General features: G+C 62.0%; 16 protein-coding genes. 7 read left to right on the top strand and 9 right to left on the bottom strand.

Features of this window, described 5'->3' with window-relative positions; genetic code table 11:
• Window positions 1-229 precede the first annotated feature (229 nt).
• The 5 genes from FJ943_RS06815 (at window position 230) to rimO (ending at window position 4,628) form a co-directional block, all read left to right on the top strand.
• A complete protein-coding gene (locus FJ943_RS06815; protein ID WP_015317896.1) occupies window positions 230-1,069 on the top strand; it encodes a sterol desaturase family protein in 840 nt (279 codons plus the stop codon).
• Between the two features lie 54 nt (window positions 1,070-1,123).
• The gene (locus tag FJ943_RS06810; protein ID WP_140720471.1) at window positions 1,124-1,822 is read left to right on the top strand and encodes a DUF2161 domain-containing phosphodiesterase; all 699 of its coding nucleotides are present in this window, start codon (window positions 1,124-1,126) and stop codon (window positions 1,820-1,822) included.
• A 56-nt stretch (window positions 1,823-1,878) separates the two neighbouring features.
• Window positions 1,879-2,286, top strand: coding sequence for a DUF930 domain-containing protein (locus FJ943_RS06805; RefSeq protein WP_041163455.1), 408 nt, complete (start codon window positions 1,879-1,881; stop codon window positions 2,284-2,286).
• A gap of 183 nt (window positions 2,287-2,469) precedes the next feature.
• Window positions 2,470-3,156 (top strand): TerC family protein, encoded by a 687-nt coding sequence (locus FJ943_RS06800; protein WP_023773709.1) that lies wholly within the window; start codon window positions 2,470-2,472, stop codon window positions 3,154-3,156.
• Between the two features lie 158 nt (window positions 3,157-3,314).
• Window positions 3,315-4,628: a 30S ribosomal protein S12 methylthiotransferase RimO gene (rimO, locus tag FJ943_RS06795; protein WP_140718162.1), complete on the top strand. Its 1,314-nt coding sequence runs from the start codon at window positions 3,315-3,317 to the stop codon at window positions 4,626-4,628.
• 76 nt (window positions 4,629-4,704) lie between these two features.
• On the opposite strand, the gene FJ943_RS06790 is transcribed toward rimO, so the two are convergent.
• The 8 genes from FJ943_RS06790 to FJ943_RS06755 all read right to left on the bottom strand — a co-directional run bounded on the left by FJ943_RS06790 (window position 4,705) and on the right by FJ943_RS06755 (window position 13,044).
• A complete protein-coding gene (locus FJ943_RS06790; RefSeq protein ID WP_015317891.1) occupies window positions 4,705-5,772 on the bottom strand; it encodes a BMP family ABC transporter substrate-binding protein in 1,068 nt (355 codons plus the stop codon).
• 51 nt (window positions 5,773-5,823) lie between these two features.
• Entirely contained in the window at window positions 5,824-6,744 is a 921-nt protein-coding gene (locus FJ943_RS06785) for an ABC transporter permease (RefSeq protein ID WP_015317890.1), read from the bottom strand.
• Window positions 6,744-7,874, bottom strand: a complete 1,131-nt coding sequence (locus FJ943_RS06780) for an ABC transporter permease (RefSeq protein ID WP_140718164.1) — start codon at window positions 7,872-7,874, stop codon at window positions 6,744-6,746. The genes FJ943_RS06785 and FJ943_RS06780 overlap by 1 nt, the downstream gene beginning before the upstream one ends.
• Window positions 7,871-9,448: an ABC transporter ATP-binding protein gene (locus FJ943_RS06775; RefSeq protein WP_181174511.1), complete on the bottom strand. Its 1,578-nt coding sequence runs from the start codon at window positions 9,446-9,448 to the stop codon at window positions 7,871-7,873. Before FJ943_RS06775 ends, FJ943_RS06780 begins: the two co-directional genes overlap by 4 nt.
• Window positions 9,449-9,665: 217 nt before the next feature.
• Window positions 9,666-10,643, bottom strand: coding sequence for a quinone oxidoreductase (locus FJ943_RS06770; RefSeq protein ID WP_140720467.1), 978 nt, complete (start codon window positions 10,641-10,643; stop codon window positions 9,666-9,668).
• A 27-nt stretch (window positions 10,644-10,670) separates the two neighbouring features.
• On the bottom strand, window positions 10,671-11,489 hold the full coding sequence (pcsA, locus tag FJ943_RS06765) for a phosphatidylcholine synthase (protein ID WP_181174510.1): 819 nt from the start codon (window positions 11,487-11,489) through the stop codon (window positions 10,671-10,673).
• Window positions 11,486-12,100, bottom strand: a complete 615-nt coding sequence (locus tag FJ943_RS06760; protein WP_023795157.1) for a DUF1326 domain-containing protein — start codon at window positions 12,098-12,100, stop codon at window positions 11,486-11,488. Before FJ943_RS06760 ends, pcsA begins: the two co-directional genes overlap by 4 nt.
• Before the next feature lie 14 nt (window positions 12,101-12,114).
• Window positions 12,115-13,044, bottom strand: coding sequence for a DUF2182 domain-containing protein (locus FJ943_RS06755; protein WP_140619648.1), 930 nt, complete (start codon window positions 13,042-13,044; stop codon window positions 12,115-12,117).
• 72 nt (window positions 13,045-13,116) lie between these two features.
• On the opposite strand from FJ943_RS06755, the gene FJ943_RS06750 reads away from it, so the two are divergent.
• Window positions 13,117-14,331, top strand: coding sequence for a UbiH/UbiF family hydroxylase (locus tag FJ943_RS06750; RefSeq protein WP_140720463.1), 1,215 nt, complete (start codon window positions 13,117-13,119; stop codon window positions 14,329-14,331).
• Between the two features lie 147 nt (window positions 14,332-14,478).
• The gene (gene hspQ, locus FJ943_RS06745) at window positions 14,479-14,802 is read left to right on the top strand and encodes a heat shock protein HspQ (RefSeq protein ID WP_027142695.1); all 324 of its coding nucleotides are present in this window, start codon (window positions 14,479-14,481) and stop codon (window positions 14,800-14,802) included.
• Window positions 14,803-14,886: 84 nt separating this feature from the next.
• Here hspQ and FJ943_RS06740 read toward each other — a convergent pair whose 3' ends face one another.
• Window positions 14,887-15,516: an invasion associated locus B family protein gene (locus FJ943_RS06740; protein WP_015317881.1), complete on the bottom strand. Its 630-nt coding sequence runs from the start codon at window positions 15,514-15,516 to the stop codon at window positions 14,887-14,889.
• Window positions 15,517-15,745: the final 229 nt, after the last annotated feature.

The raw sequence follows: 15,745 nt of genomic DNA, 5'->3' as shown, positions 1-15,745 counted from the left end.
ATTGTCCAGATATCGCGCGGTTGCGACACCGATGTGACACAAGGACAGATGGCTGCGTACGCCCTTCGCAAGGACGATCGGTACGCGTCTCGCGGTCTTGCGACATCGGTGGCGATCACATGCCGGCCATAAGCATTATCGGAGATCCCTTCAGCCTTTGGAAAGGGAGATGTGGTTCTGCTGAGGAGTTGAAGCGCTGGCGGCGTGCCGGCGACAGGCTGGGCGATAGATGGACATCTTTGGCATCAAGGCGCTTTTGATCTGTGCGCTGATCTTCATTCCGTTCGAACATCTGTTTGCCGAGCAGCCGCAGAAGGTCCTCCGCAAAGGCTTGGATGTCGATCTGATTTATGTGCTGTTCAACACCTTCGTCATAAAGGCAGCCATGGCCATGATGGCGCTCGGCACCCTCGAAGCCGCCGCGATCCTTGTCCCGCAATCGGTAACGCGGGCCGTCAGCGGCCAGCCCATCTGGCTGCAGGTTGCGGAAATGATCCTGATCACCGATATCGGCGTCTATTGGGCGCATCGGGCCTTCCATAAAATCCCCGCTCTCTGGAAATTCCATGCGATACACCATGGCATTGAGGAGCTGGACTGGCTCGGCGCTTTCCATTCCCACCCGGTCGACGCGATCGTCACAAAGGCAATATCGTTGACGCCGATCTACCTCCTTGGCTTCTCCGACGCCTCACTCGCCGTCTTTTCGCTTATCTACTTCGGCCACACGATGCTTGTTCATTCAAACCTGCGGATTGCGTTCGGCCCCTTCAAGTGGTTGATCGCCAGCCCGCAGTTCCATCGCTGGCACCATGCCAACCAGCGCACAGCCTACGACAAGAACTTCGCCGGCCAATTGCCGTTCCTCGACGTGATATTCGGCACCTACAATGCCACCGGCAACAAGCTGCCCGAGAAATACGGCGTCGATGATCCCATCCCCTCCAGCTATTTCGGCCAGCTCGGCTATCCGTTCTTGCCTCACAGGAAGCCGTCGAAACGGGCAGCGCCGAGCGTCGAAGCAGGCTGGTTGCCGGACACGCCGGGCATCGAGCATGTCGACAGATGAGTTCGGGGCCACGGTGCCGAGGCCTTTCATGGCGAATCGGCTAAGCCTCGAGGCATGAACGAGACCTCACTCTACGCGCCGGTGAAGCGCTTCCTCGAAAACCTCGACTTCGTCGTGAAAGGGGAAATCGGCGGTTGCGACATCGTCGCGCTGCGCGAGGGAGAGCCGCCGATCGTCGTCATCTGCGAGCTGAAGCTGCAGTTCAATCTCGAACTGGTTCTGCAGGGCGTCGACCGTGCGGCTGCTTGCGATGAAGTTTGGCTGGCAGCGCGCATGTCGGCGCGGGGCAAGGGGCGCGAAAGCGATGCCAGGTTCCGCAATCTCTGCCGTCGGCTTGGCTTCGGCCTGCTCGCGGTGACCGCCAATGACAGGGTCGAAGTGCTTCTCAGTCCGGTCGCCCAGGCACCGCGCAAAAATGCGCGACGGCGTTCTCGCCTTGTCGATGAGCATCAGCGCCGCCGCGGCGATCCTGTCGCTGGCGGCGGATCGCGCACTCCGATCATGACCGCCTACCGGCAGAGCGCCCTCGCCTGCGCCGTCGCGCTTGCGGACGGCCCCAAACGGCCGCGCGATCTGAAAGCCTTGACGTCGATCGCGCCGAAGATTCTTCAGCACAATGTCTATGGCTGGTTCGCAAGGGTCGAGCGTGGTCTCTATGATCTCACGGATGCCGGCCGAGCTTCGCTGGTTCGTTGGCCGCAGGTCGCGCACGATGAAGCCCGACACGAGATTTTGATTGCGCCGGACCTCTGAATGCCAGGGTTTGCCGAGCATGAACCGCCGCTATTGGTTGATTTTTCAGACAAAACATGTTGCTTGTCCCGCCCATGAAGACACTCTGCATGATGGCCATTGCGTCCCTGACGCTGGCCTTTCCGGCCAGTGCGATGGACAACGCTTTGCGCGCCGGGCTGATGAAACTTGATCCGCAAACCCGCCTCGAACAGCGTTGCGATGCCGAAATCCTGGACCGGATCACCCACGATGATCGCAAGTTCAAGGCCGACCGCGTCGTCGCTTACGCCTTCGCGACGCCGGAGATGAGCGCCGACGCAATCCGGAGTCCCGGTGCGGCGTTCCGCAGCAAGGGGCAATGGTACCGGCTGAAATTCAAATGCCAGACGGGACCGGACCATATGGAAGTTCTCCAGCTCCGCTATCGGATCGGGGACGAGATTCCGGAAGCCGACTGGGCGAAATACAATCTCTACGATTAGGTTCTCGCGGGCTTGCGCCCGCCTCCGGCTTGTGCCGGCGGCTGTCGAGAACCTCCCGCAATTCCACCGCCACGAAAATGGTTTTCCAGCGTTGCCCGTTGCCGCACTTGACGCCAGCGGACCATGCCTTTAGGCCCGTTCGGACGATCGACGACGAACACTCGACGAAGGGCTTCCAGGTCGATGGAAATATTTACCGCCGCGGGCTTTTCGGCTCTCCTTCAGGTCATCGCCATCGACCTTGCGCTCGCGGGCGACAATGCCATCGTTATCGGCCTTGCCGCTGCCGGCCTGCCGGCCAGCCAGCGCCAGCGAGCCATTCTTGTCGGCATCGCGGCGGCCACCGTTCTTCGCATTTTCTTCGCCCTGATCACGCAATGGCTGCTGACCATTGGTCCCATGCTGCTTATCGGCGGCGGCCTGCTTTTGCTGTGGGTTTGCTGGAAGATGTGGCGCGAATTGCGTGTCAGCCACGACGACGAGCGCGACGCCACCGAAGCGCTGTCGAACGGCGACTTCGACAAGGACGGCGTCATTGGCGGCAAGGGGCCGAGCAAAACCTTCTCGCAGGCCGCTTGGCAGATCGTCATTGCCGACGTCTCGATGTCGCTCGACAATGTTCTGGCCGTCGCGGGAGCGGCTATGAACCATCCGACGGTGCTGATTGTCGGACTGGCGCTGTCGATCGCGTTGATGGGCTTTGCGGCGTCGTTCGTCGCGCGCTTGCTGCACAAATACCGCTGGATTGCCTATATCGGCCTGGTCATCATCCTCTATGTCGCGGTCAAGATGCTGCTGGACGGAGCCGTGCAGCAATTCCCCGATCATTTCGCCTTCCTGTCACCCTGGTTCGGGTCAAGCGGGCACTGACGCAAATGTCGGGCCGCAGGGCTCCGTTTGCCTGATTGAGCAAGCCGTGCTATTGCGCCGCCCAAATTGAGCTCCTGCCAGGAGCCATGCAAGCCATCATATGTTGAGACTGCGGGCCGGATCGGTGTTTCCGGTTCGCGTCCATTGGAAAATTGCCCATGTCCGCCCCACGCGTCAGCTTCGTCAGTCTCGGATGTCCCAAAGCCCTTGTCGATTCCGAGCGCATCATCACGCGTCTGCGGGCCGAGGGCTACGAGATCGCCCGCAAGCATGACGGCGCCGATCTCGTTGTCGTCAACACCTGTGGCTTTCTCGACTCCGCCCGCGACGAGTCGCTCAACGCCATCGGCTCGGCACTGTCGGAAAACGGCAGGGTCATCGTCACCGGCTGTCTGGGCGCCGAGCCGGACGTGATCCGCGAGAAGCACCCCAACGTGCTGGCGATCACCGGCCCGCAGGCCTATGAGAGCGTGATGGCCGCGGTCCATGAGGCCGCCCCTCCCTCACACGATCCCTACATCGACCTGCTGCCGCCGCAAGGCGTCAAGCTGACGCCGCGCCATTATGCCTATTTGAAGATTTCGGAAGGCTGCAACAACCGTTGCACCTTCTGCATCATTCCGGCACTGCGCGGCGATCTCGTCTCGCGGCCGGCCGCCGATGTGCTGCGCGAAGCCGAGAAACTGGCCAAGGCCGGCGTCAAGGAACTGCTCGTCATCTCGCAGGATACCAGCGCCTACGGCATCGACATCAAGTACCAGACGTCCATGTTCGGCGACCGCGAAGTGCGGGCGAAATTCCTCGATCTCTCGGAGGAATTGGGCAAGCTCGGCATCTGGGTGCGCATGCATTATGTCTACCCCTATCCGCACGTCGCCGACGTCATCCCGCTGATGGCCGAAGGAAAAATCCTTCCCTACCTGGACATCCCCTTCCAGCATGCCTCGCCACAGGTGCTGAAGAACATGCGCCGGCCCGCTCATGGCGAGAAGACGCTCGAGCGCATTCGCGGCTGGCGCGACGTGTGCCCGGATCTCGCCATCCGCTCGACCTTCATCGTCGGCTTCCCCGGCGAAACGGATGACGACTTCGAGATGCTACTCGATTGGCTGGATGAAGCGAAAATCGATCGCGCCGGCTGCTTCAAATACGAGCCGGTCAGAGGCGCCCGCTCCAACGAGCTCGGGCTTGAGCAGGTGCCGCAGGAGATCAAGGAAGCGCGCTGGCATCGCTTCATGCAGCGCCAGCAGAAGATCTCGGCAGCGCAGCTGGCCAGGAAGGTCGGCAAGCGTCTGCCGGTGCTGATCGACGAGGCGCACGGCACTTCGGCAAAGGGTCGCACCAAATATGATGCGCCCGAGATCGATGGTTCGGTCCACATCCAGTCGCGCCGCCCGATGCGCGCCGGCGACATCGTCACCGTCAAGATCGAGCGCGCGGACGCTTACGATCTCTACGGCTCGGCTGTCTGAGCCTTCCGTCAAGTTCACCATCCAAATGAAAAAGGGCGCCTCGCGGCGCCCTTCCCATAGAGACGTGGCGTGCTGCCTATTGCGGCAACTTGTCGTCGACGCCCTTGACGTAGAAATTCATGCCGAGCAGCGTGCCGTCGTCGGCGACCTCGCCGTCCTTCAGCCATGCCGAGCCGTCCTGCTTGGCGATCGGCCCGGTGAAGGGGTTCCAGCCTCCGGCGATCTTCTTTTCGGTCGCTTCGGCCATCGCCTTCACGTCGTCGGGCATGTTGGTGTAGGGCGCGAGCTTGACCGCGCCGTCCTTGATGCCGAGCCAGACATTGTCCGGCTTCCAGGTGCCGTCGATGGCCGCCTGCACGCGGCTGATATAATACGGACCCCATTCGTCCGTCAGCGAGGTCAGCTGCGCGTTGGGCGCGAACTTGATCATGTCGGACGACTGGCCGAAGCCGTGCAGCTTGCGCTCCTCGGCCACCTGCAGGGCCGCGGTCGAGTCGGTGTGCTGGACGATGATGTCGGCGCCCTGGTCGAACAGCGCCTTGGCGGCGTCGGCTTCCTTGCCCGGATCGAACCACGAATTGACCCAGACGATCTTGGCCTTGAAGTTCGGATTGATCGACTGCGCGCCGAGCATGAAGGAGTTGATCCCCATCACCACTTCCGGGATCGGGAAGGAGACGATGTAGCCGGCGACGCCGGACTTCGATTCCTTGGCGGCGATCTGGCCGAGCACATAGCGGCCTTCATAGAAGCGGGCATTGTAGATGCCGAGATTGTCCCCGGTCTTGTAGCCGGTGGCGTGCTCGAACATCACTTTGGGAAACTTCTTGGCGACCTTCACTTCGGCGTCCATGAAGCCGAACGAGGTGCCGAAGATGATCTTGCAGCCTTCGCGCGCCAGGCGCTCGAAAGCACGGTCGGCATCGGGGCCTTCGGAGACGTTTTCCAGGTAAGCAGTCTCGACCTTGTCGCCGAGCGCCTTCTCGACCTCGAGGCGTCCCTGGTCGTGCTGGTAGGAATAGCCAAAATCGCCGATCGGGCCGGTGTAGACCCAGCAGGCCTTCAACTTGTCGGCGGCCTCCGCGGACACGGCCAGCGACAAAGCCGCTGTCGTCGTCATCAGGGCAATAAGCAGTTTTTTCATTGTGTTACCTCTCTGAGTTAAGCCTTGGAGCTTCCCGTCTTGTTCTTGTTGTCAACGATCCGGAACGAATGGCTGCCCCAGGGATGCCGGCGTGTTCATCATCGTCAGACGCTTGTTGCGCGAGATTAGAACGAGAACCACGACGGTTGCCAGATAGGGCAGAGAAGAAAGCATCTGCGAGGGCACTGGAATGCCAAAAGCCTGTGCATGAAGCTGGCCGATCCACACCGCGCCGAAGATGTAGGCGCCGGCCAGTACCCGCCATGGCCGCCAGGACGCGAACACCACCAGTGCGAGTGCGATCCAGCCTCGGCCCGCGGACATGTTCTCGACCCACTGTGGCGTATAGACGAGCGACAGATGCCCACCGGCGAGACCGGCGCAGGCACCGCCGAAGATGACCGAGAGATAGCGGTAACGAATGACCTTGATGCCGAGCGCATGCGCCGAGGCATGGCTGTCACCAATCGAGCGCAGCGTGAGGCCGGTACGCGTCTTGAACAGGAACCACATCACCGCGGCCGTCAGCGCGATCGAAATGTAGAAGATCGGATCCTGGCCAAAAAGAAGCCTGCCCACGACCGGTATGGAACTGAGGCCGGGAATATCGAGATTGGGCAGCCTGACACCGGGCTGGCCGACGAAGCTTGTTCCCATCATGCCGGAAAGGCCGAGACCAAGCAGCGTCAGTGACAGGCCTGTTGCCACCTGGTTGGTGGCCAGCGACAGCGTCATCACGGCAAAAAGCAAGGAGAACAGCGCGCCCACGACGATCGCCGCCAGAAGGCCGATCCAGGGCGATCCCGTCAGATAGCCGGCCCCGAAGCCGCCGACGGCGCCCATGACCATCATGCCTTCGACACCGAGGTTGAGCACGCCGGAACGTTCGACCACCAGTTCGCCAATCGCCGCGATCAAAAGCGGCGTCGCCGCCGTGGCTATGGTCAGGAGGATGTTGACGGTGATGTCCATCAGCGGGCTTCCTTCAACTTTGGTGCGGCCTCGAGCTTCGCGGGCGTTTCCTGTTTCGTCAGCGCCAGACCGATCAAGCGGATGCGGTAATGAATGAGCGTGTCGCAGCCGAGCACGAAGAACAGCAGCATGCCCTGGAACACCCTCGCCACCTTGTCGGAAATGCCGAGTGCGCTTTGCACGGCCTCGCCGCCGAGATAGGTCAGGGCCAGCACCAGGCCCGCGGCGACGATGCCGAGCGGATTGAGGCGGCCGAGGAACGCAACGATGATGGCCGTGAAGCCATACCCGGGCGAAATCACGGGCTGAAGTTGCCCGATGGCGCCGGAAACTTCGGAGATGCCGGCAAGGCCGGCCAGCGCTCCCGATAGCAGGAAGGCAAAGAACACCATCCGGTTGAGGCCGAAGCCGGCGAAGCGCCCTGCCCTTGGGCTGGAGCCCAGCACGCGGACCTCGAAGCCCTTGAGCATGCGGGCCATCAGGATCCAGATCAGCACCGCGGCCACCAGGGCAAACACAAACCCCCAATTGGCGCGCCCGGCATCGGGCATCAGTTCCGGCAGCACGGCCGCGTCGCCGAACTGGATCGTCTGCGGAAAGCCGTGGCCCTGCGGATCGCGCCAGGGACCCCGCACCAGCCAGTCGAGGAAGAGCTGCGCGACATAGACCAGCATGAGGCTGGTCAGGATCTCGTTGGTATTGAACCGGGTCTTCAGCAAGGCCGGGATCGCCGCGTAGGCCGCACCGCCGACCATGCCGAGCAGAAGCATCAGCGGCAGCACCAGCGGGCCATCGAATTGCGGGAACAGCACGGGAATGATCGAGCCGAAGATTGCGCCGAAGATGAACTGGCCTTCGGCGCCGATGTTCCAGATGTTGGCCTTGTAGCAGACCGACAGGCCGACAGCGATCAGGATCAGCGGCGCTGCCTTGATCGCCAGCTCATGCAACTGCCAGACCTGGCTGATCGGCTCGATGAAATAGATCTGGAAGGCATTCAGCGGGTTGACGCCGAGCAGAGCGAACAGAACCGCGCCGGCAATGATGGTCAGCCCGAAGGCGATGAATGGCGACAGCATCGAAAACAGCGCCGAGCGCTGCGGGCGTTTGACAAGTTCGAGGCGCATCATGCCGTCTCCAGCGTATGTTCGGCGTGGCCGGGCTCGGCGCCACCCATCAGCAAGCCGACCTTCTCGAAAGTCGCTTCGGCGATCGGCATCGGCCTGGACAATTCTCCATTGTGCATGACGGCGATCGCGTCCGATATTTCGAACAGCTCGTCGAGATCCTGGCTGATCACCAGCACCGCCGATCCGCCGCGCGACAGTTCGATCAAGGCCTGACGGATGTGCGCTGCGGCTCCTGCGTCGACACCCCATGTCGGCTGGTTCACCACCATCACGCTTGGGCGGCGGTCGAGTTCGCGGCCGACGATGAATTTCTGCAGATTGCCGCCCGAAAGTGCTGCCGCTTCGGGATCCGGCGCGCTCTTGCGCACATCCATCGCCTCGATGATGCGCTGCGAGGCGGCATAGACGGCGCCGCTCTTGACCATCCCGCCGCTGCCGACAAAAGCCTTGCCGTCCGTGGCATGGCGCGACAGCAGGAGGTTTTCCGAGAGCTTCATGCGCGGCGCGGCGCCATGGCCGAGACGCTCCTCCGGCACGAACGCGGCCCCCAACAGGCGCCGCCCGGTAATGGTGAGGCTGCCGGCGTTCTTGCCGCGGATGCGCACTGAGGCGGCATCCTGCTGCAAAACCTCGCCGGAGACGGATTCGAAGAACTCGCCCTGGCCGTTGCCGGCGACACCGGCAATGCCGATCACCTCGCCAGCGCGGACATTGAGGCTGATGTTCTTGAGCGGAATGGAAAACGGCGTTGCCGGCTTGCGGTTGAGGTTGAGGATTTCGAGCAGCGGCTGCGCGGTTTCGATCCCCTCGACCGGCGCCCGCACCACAGCCTGCACTTCGTTGCCGACCATCATGCGGGCGAGCGATGAGGCTGTCTCCTCGCGCGGGTTGCAGTGACCGACCACCTTGCCGTGCCGCAACACCGTGGCGCGGTCGCAGATGCGTTTGACCTCTTCAAGCCGGTGCGAAATGTAGAGGATCGATTTGCCTTCCGCGCGCAAGCGCTCCAGCGTCTCGAACAGCTTGTCCGCCTCCTGCGGCGTCAGCACCGATGTCGGCTCGTCCAGGATGATGAGCTGCGGCGTCTGCAGCAGGCAGCGGATGATCTCGATGCGCTGGCGCTCGCCGACGGACAGATCGCCGACCAGCGATTCCGGATCGAGCGGCAGGCCGTAGCTGTAGGAAAGCGCCCTCGCCTTGGCCGCGATGCTGCCGATCGGCGAGCCGTCATCCAGCGACAGCGCGATGTTCTCGGCGGCCGTCAGGGCTTCGAACAGGGAAAAATGCTGGAAAACCATGCCGATGCCGAGCTTTTTGGCAACGCCTGGGCTGGTGATCCGCACTGCCTGGCCGTTCCAGAAAATCTCGCCGGAATTGGGTTCCAGCGAGCCGAACAGCATCTTGACCAGCGTCGATTTGCCGGCGCCGTTCTCGCCGAGCAAAGCGTGGATCTCACCTTTGGCGATGTTGAGATCGATATGATCGCACGCTGTCAGCGTGCCGAATATCTTGGTCAGGCCACGAACCTCGAGCAGGTTCGCCCCATCATGATTTGCACTCACAGTGCCTCCCATCCGGATTACCGGACATGTTCTGTATTCCCGCAAGCATCGTATGCGCGGCCGGCTCTCGTGCGAAAGCAGCACCCAACTTGAAAGAGCTTCAAGAATTTCAGCGGAAACTCAAGGGCAAAGATCAGCCTTCCTTCGCACAAGCATATGGCGGGCCGGCTTTTCGGGCAAACCATGCTCGCGGCTGCGGCAGCGCGCTGAAAACCCAGGCAGATTGCCGTCAGGGAACCAGGATGGTCGTACCTGTCGTTCTGCGGCCTTCAAGGTCCGCATGTGCCTTGCCGGCATCTTTCAGCGCATAGCGCTGATTGATCTTGATCTCGACGGCGCCGCTGAGCACGACCTCGAACAGTGCGGCGGCGGAGGCATCGAGGTCCTCACGTCTGGCATTGTAGACGAACAGCGTCGGCCTGGTTGCGAACAGCGAGCCCTTCTGCGCCAGCAGCGACATCGAGAACGACGGGATGGGTCCCGAGGACTGACCGAAGCTGACGAACATGCCGAGCGGCTTCAGGCAGTCGAGCGATGCCGGAAATGTGTCGTTACCCACCGAATCGTAGACGACGTCGCACTTCTTGCCGCCGGTGATGGCTGCTACGCCGGCGACGAAATCCTGCTCCTTGTAGTTGATGACATGGTCGAAGCCGTGCGCCTTGGCGAGTTCGATCTTGTCGGTGGAGCTGGCGGTGCCGATGACCATCGCGCCGAGATGCCTCGCCCATTGGCCGAGGATCAGGCCGACCCCGCCGGCCGCGGCGTGAAACAGGATGGTGTCGCCCGCCTTCACCTTGAAGGTGCGGCGCAGAAGGTATTCCGCGGTCATGCCTTTCAGCATCATGGCGGCGGCCTGCTCGTCGCTGATGCCGTCCGGTACCTTGACGACCTTGCTGGCATCGATGACGCGCTCTTGCGCGTAAGCGCCTGTCGTCACGGCATAGGCAATCCGGTCGCCCGGCTTCAGCCAATTGACGTCCCCGCCGACTTCCAGCACCACGCCGGCGGCTTCGCTGCCCGGAATGAGCGGAAATCCGCCGGGCGGCGGATAAAGACCCGAGCGATGATAGACATCGATGAAATTGAGACCGATCGCGGTATGCCTGATCAGGATCTGCCCCGAACCCGGCTGGCCAGGATCGGCGTCCTCATGGATCAGGACTTCCGGACCGCCATTGGAGTGGATGCGGATGGCTTTGGACATGGAGAGGATTCCTTGAAGAGCGGCTGGTCAGGCCTTTTTGGCGCCGAGGTTCGGAAGGAGCTGCATGAGGCCACCAATGGTTGCGAGATAGAGCCCGGTAACGGTGATTCCGATCTTCGTGAAAGTGCCGACTTGCTCGCCCAGCACGCCGATCTGGTCGTAGAAAGCGGCGAGTGCGGCCTGCGCAAGCGCGAGCGCGCCGAAAGCACACCACAACAGCGTCATGCCGAGGTTGATCGGCCGCAGCCGCTTCACCCGCACCGGATGGATGAAGTTTATCGGGACAAAAGTCAGAATGCCGGCCACCACCACCACCGCGAACGAGACCCATTGTCCCGGTTCGATGACAAACAGCGTGAACACGACCATGTTCCAGACCACCGGGAATCCCTTGAAGAAATTCTCCTTCGTCTTCATGCCGGTGTCGGCATAGTAGATCGCGCTGGAGACGACGATGATCGCCGCCGAAAGGAACGACAGGCCCTCGCCCATGAAGCCCCGTTGGTAGAGCGCGAAGGCCGGGATCAGCACGTAGGTCACGTAGTCGATGATGTTGTCGAGGAGTTCGCCGGACCAGGTCGGCAGGATTTCCTTGACCTCCAGCTTTCGGGCGATCGGCCCGTCGATGCCATCGACGAACAGCGCCAGGCCTAGCCACCAGAACATGGCCGTCCAGCGCTCCTCGCTCGCCGCCACCAGCGACAGGAAAGCCAGGAACGAACCGGAGGCGGTCAGCAGATGCACCGAAAACGCACGCGCCTGCGGCCAGGTGACCTTCTTCTTCGGCCGCGGAATCCGGTCGGTGATCTTCCCGGCGATCTTGCGGGCTTTTGTGTTCTTGCTCACGGGCCCCGCCAATCAAGCTTGCAGATCTCGGCCGAGCGGCCGGCGAAATTCCAGTTGCGGCCAAAGGCGCGCATCTTGCTCTTGTCGGACCTTGCCACGATGATCTCCGGCGCGATCCAGTATTCCGAGTTCGTGATCACCGTATCCTTGTCGCGGTCCTTGCCCGCGATTGGCGTGACCGCCCCGTCGATGATCTTCGGAATCTGGAAGATACGCGTCTTGTCCCGTGTCTCGTAGGTGATCGGCACCTGTTCTACGCCCAGGAATTTGCCGACGAGGATCGAGAGCAGCGACGTGGTCCCGCCGGCCTTGCCGGTGAAGATCCTGGTCAACGCCTTGACCGCGTAAACCGAGGCTCTGATGTCGATGAACAGGCCCGCGGTCCAATTGCCGCGGCTCATGTAACCGGGGATTTCCATGATCAGCCCAAGGTTGAGGCCGGAGAGGTCGACTTCGCCGAAGTGACCCGCATCGATACGGAAACCCGCCCATGTCTGGCAATAGCCTTCTGTTGGTGGGTGACTGCCGAGCGACAAGACGCAAGGGCAAAAAACCGTGCAATTGCAGGAGAGTACGAGCTCTCCTTTCATTGCCCAGCCCGGGTCAGTCATCGAATTCCCCCCAATCACAGTGAGACTACTAGCAGCACGGCTGCCCAGACAAGCAGTATCGCACCGGCCAGCCGGGTTGGAAGACTGCCCATCGTTTGTTTTTCAATTAGGGTGAACACGCCGATCAGCGCCATCCAGAAGACGTTCATGACGCCGACGGCGAACATCACCAGCATCAATGCCCAGCAGCATCCCAGGCACCAGATACCTTGCACGATGCCCAGCCGAAAGATGCGGAAGGTCTCGGCACTCCAGTTTGAAAACAAGGTCGAGAATGGGTTCCGGCATTTCGTCAGGCAGGCCTCCTTGAGGCCGCTGAACTGGTAGAGGCCGGCAACCAGCAAGGCCAGCCCACCAGCAACGCCAAGCACCGGATCGAATACCCCCGCGGACGCGGCGACTGCGTGGACGGCAAGTGTCAGTGCCGCAAACAGCAGCGATGCGGCGAGCCAGGCGCAGAGGTAGCCGGCAACCAGCACCAGCGGATGGACGACCGGCGCCCGCTTGATCCGCGCCGTATCGGCGATCTCGCAATAGGTGCGGATCATCGGTGCCGCCGACGGCAGCATCGCGGCGATCGCCATCAGGAACCACATGAGGATGAGTGCCAAAGCACGCGGGCCGATGCTTGCGTCCAGCGGCGCTGGCGAAAGGCAAAGAACGAAAAAATGGTCCAGGAAATCGGGCAGCGGCAGCTGTGGCAGGTTGCGCAGGAGAGCGTCACCCGGCGCGCTGATCCGCGCCTCGGCGCCGCGTATCGCCATCGCGGCAAGCAGCAGCCAGGCCAACGCGATGCTTGCACAGACGACGACGTTGACCGTCAAACGCGGGTCGCGCGCGACATTTGCCGTGGCGCGGCCGGCGCGGTCGAGATGGCTGAAGTCGTCCTGTTGGCCGGTCATGACATCCGAATGGGCCGAATCGCCGCGTTGATCAAGCCGCATGATCTGCCCTATATGCCTGTTTGGACTGGCAGGTCTGGTGGCCGCCTCTCAACTGCAGACCGGAAGCCGATCTTGGAGCATCAGGAAACAGCGCGGATACTGATTGCGGGCACGGGGCCGGCGGGGTTGATCGCCGCGCTTGCCTTGGCCGATGCCGGCTTTCCGGTGACGATTGCCGGGCCGGAAACCTCGGCTCCCGACGGTCGCACCACGGCGCTCATGACGCCTGCCCTGAAGGTGCTCGAAGGGCTGGGCGTGCTCGAGGACATCAGGTCCAAGGGCGCGCCTTTGAAGGTGATGCGCATTGCCGATGCGACCGGCCGGCTGATCCGCAGCCCCGTCGTCACCTTCCGCGCCAGCGAGATCGGCGAGGAACAGTTCGGCCTGAACCTGCCCAACGGCGTCCTTGGCCCGGCGCTTGCCAGCAAGGTGGCCGCGCATTCCGGCATCGAGTGGCGCAGATCCATGGCGAAGGCATGGCATCTCGGCGCCGGCAAAGCGCATGCCACGCTGGCTGATGGCAGCGAGATCGATGCGTCCCTTGCGGTCGCCGCCGACGGCCGCCTGTCGCCGGCCCGCGAGGCCGCGGGCATCTCGACGGCGGCGCGCGCCTACCCTCAGGCGGCGCTTGTCCTCAATTTCGGCCACAACCGCGAACATGGCTTCACCTCGACGGAATTCCATACAGAGACCGGCCCGTTCACGCAGGTTCCACTGCCGGGCAATCGCTCCAGCCTTGTCTGGGTGGTCAAGCCAGAGACCGCCAAGGAGCTTGCCGCTTTGGACGATGCAACGCTCTCGCTCCGCGTCGAGCAAAAGATGCAATCGATGCTGGGCCGGGTATCCGTCGAGCCGGGTCGCCAGATTTATCCATTGTCGACGGTGACCCCCCTGCGTTTCGCGGCGCGACGGGTGGCGCTTGTCGGTGAGGCGGCGCACGTGTTCCCGCCGATCGGCGCGCAAGGCCTCAACCTAGGCATCAGGGATATTGACGATCTGGTTGGAATCGCGCGTGAAAATCGTGAGGATCCGGGGGCTGTTGCGGCCCTTGCTGCATACGATTTCAAGCGCCGGCCCGATATTCTGGCGCGCAGCAGCGCAGTCAATCTGCTCAACATGTCGCTGCTTTCGGACATGTTGCCGGCGCAGATGGCGCGTGGCGTTGGCCTGGGTGTACTTGGCGGCTTTACGCCGCTGCGCGCCTTCTTCATGCGGGAAGGGCTTCGCCCGGGCAGCGGCTTTGCGGCAGTTGCGGGCGGCCTTCGGAAGCCGGCTCGGCAGCGGTAGCGATTTTGCGGACTTTGCCGCGGTATCGCGACGTTCATCAAAACCTTTGTTGCGCATACCGCGTATCTTGAAGGCGCTCAGACGCTCGGGATTGAATTGATGCGGAGTCTGCGCCAAATAAAGCCAAGGAATTCAGTGGTGAGTGCGATGAAAACGGCCAAATTCGCGATCGGACAGGTGGTTCGCCACCGGCTGTTCCCGTTCCGAGGCATCATTTTCGACGTCGATCCGCAATTCGCCAACACCGACGAATGGTACGAGGCCATCCCCGCCGACGTACGGCCGCGCAAGGACCAACCATTCTACCACCTGCTCGCCGAGAATTCGGAAACCGAATACATCGCCTATGTGTCCGAGCAGAATTTGCTCGAGGACCAATCGGGAGAACCTGTCCGCCATCCGCAAATCAAGGAAATGTTCGACAAGAAGCCGGATGGGCGCTATGCGCCGAAACGGCAGTCCAGGCACTGACTTCCGGCATGCTGAGTATGGCCAGAAATGAAAAAAGCGGGGCATGACCCCGCTTTTTTGACTCGCTATATTCCCGACGCCGGATCAGTTGGCGGTCTTCGCCTTGTCCTGCTCGTCCTTGAGCTTCTTGGCGAAATCCTGGTTGTTCTTAGCGACGAAGTCCTGAAGCTTCTTCTGCCGGTCCTCGATGTCCGACTGCTGCAGCGGCGGGCCGTCATAGGCGCCGCTGAAGCCCTGCAGCGCGATCTTGATCGGGTTGGCCTGGTTCTGGAAATTGATCGAGGTCAGCGTGATCCCCTGACCCTTCTTGAACGAAGCGACAAGCTGATCGGTCAGCGGCACTTCCGCCACGCAACGATCCGGGAAGCAGATGACATAGTCGAGCTTCTGCGCCTTGCCGGTGTCGATCTGCAGGCCGATGCCGGGAGGCACGAGGCGGCCGGTCGGGACCGTCACCTGGAACACTTTGCGGTTCACCTTGCCCTTGAGCTCGATCAGGCTGACGCCGGTGACGAGTTGGCCATTGCCAGCGGTGACGATGTTCTGGACATTGCAGATGTCGACGTCTTCCTGCTTGGTGCAGGCCTTGAACCAGCCCTGCGGAATCTGCGGCTGCTGCTGCGCGGAAGCAGAGGGAAGTCCTGCGCCGAGAAAGCCAACCACGCCTGCGGCCATGACCGACAGGCGGTACGCGTTGCTGTTCAGGCTCGTCATGTCGTGCACTTCCTCTCAATGATCCCGGGACCGGCTTCTTCGCGCCGTGTGGTCCAGCTACCTGTTGCCAAAATGAGGCAACAGAATGACTTCGGACGGCGTGTTACACTGCAAGCGGCGTCGAATCCAGCCCGCCGACCGGTAATTCTTGACGACGCCATTGGCCGCCACGCAGGTGCCCCATGCTAGGGTGCGGACCGAATCATCAAGCCGACCTGTTAAGGAGACG

This window comes from Mesorhizobium sp. B2-3-10 (assembly GCF_006442275.1).
Taxonomy (GTDB): Bacteria; Pseudomonadota; Alphaproteobacteria; order Rhizobiales; family Rhizobiaceae; genus Mesorhizobium; species Mesorhizobium australicum.
This window is presented reverse-complemented; position numbering and strand designations above follow the sequence as displayed.

Coding starts and splice junctions, on each gene's coding strand:
- FJ943_RS06790 (WP_015317891.1), bottom strand. CDS start 5,772: ATGAAAAAACTGCTTATTGCCCTGATGACGACGACAGCGGCTTTGTCG.
- hspQ (WP_027142695.1), top strand. CDS start 14,479: ATGAAAACGGCCAAATTCGCGATCGGACAGGTGGTTCGCCACCGGCTG.
- FJ943_RS06755 (WP_140619648.1), bottom strand. CDS start 13,044: ATGCGGCTTGATCAACGCGGCGATTCGGCCCATTCGGATGTCATGACC.
- FJ943_RS06770 (WP_140720467.1), bottom strand. CDS start 10,643: ATGTCCAAAGCCATCCGCATCCACTCCAATGGCGGTCCGGAAGTCCTG.
- FJ943_RS06775 (WP_181174511.1), bottom strand. CDS start 9,448: ATGGGAGGCACTGTGAGTGCAAATCATGATGGGGCGAACCTGCTCGAG.
- FJ943_RS06805 (WP_041163455.1), top strand. CDS start 1,879: ATGTTGCTTGTCCCGCCCATGAAGACACTCTGCATGATGGCCATTGCG.
- FJ943_RS06810 (WP_140720471.1), top strand. CDS start 1,124: ATGAACGAGACCTCACTCTACGCGCCGGTGAAGCGCTTCCTCGAAAAC.
- FJ943_RS06785 (WP_015317890.1), bottom strand. CDS start 6,744: ATGGACATCACCGTCAACATCCTCCTGACCATAGCCACGGCGGCGACG.
- FJ943_RS06740 (WP_015317881.1), bottom strand. CDS start 15,516: ATGACGAGCCTGAACAGCAACGCGTACCGCCTGTCGGTCATGGCCGCA.
- rimO (WP_140718162.1), top strand. CDS start 3,315: ATGTCCGCCCCACGCGTCAGCTTCGTCAGTCTCGGATGTCCCAAAGCC.
- FJ943_RS06760 (WP_023795157.1), bottom strand. CDS start 12,100: ATGACTGACCCGGGCTGGGCAATGAAAGGAGAGCTCGTACTCTCCTGC.
- FJ943_RS06800 (WP_023773709.1), top strand. CDS start 2,470: ATGGAAATATTTACCGCCGCGGGCTTTTCGGCTCTCCTTCAGGTCATC.
- FJ943_RS06780 (WP_140718164.1), bottom strand. CDS start 7,874: ATGATGCGCCTCGAACTTGTCAAACGCCCGCAGCGCTCGGCGCTGTTT.
- FJ943_RS06815 (WP_015317896.1), top strand. CDS start 230: ATGGACATCTTTGGCATCAAGGCGCTTTTGATCTGTGCGCTGATCTTC.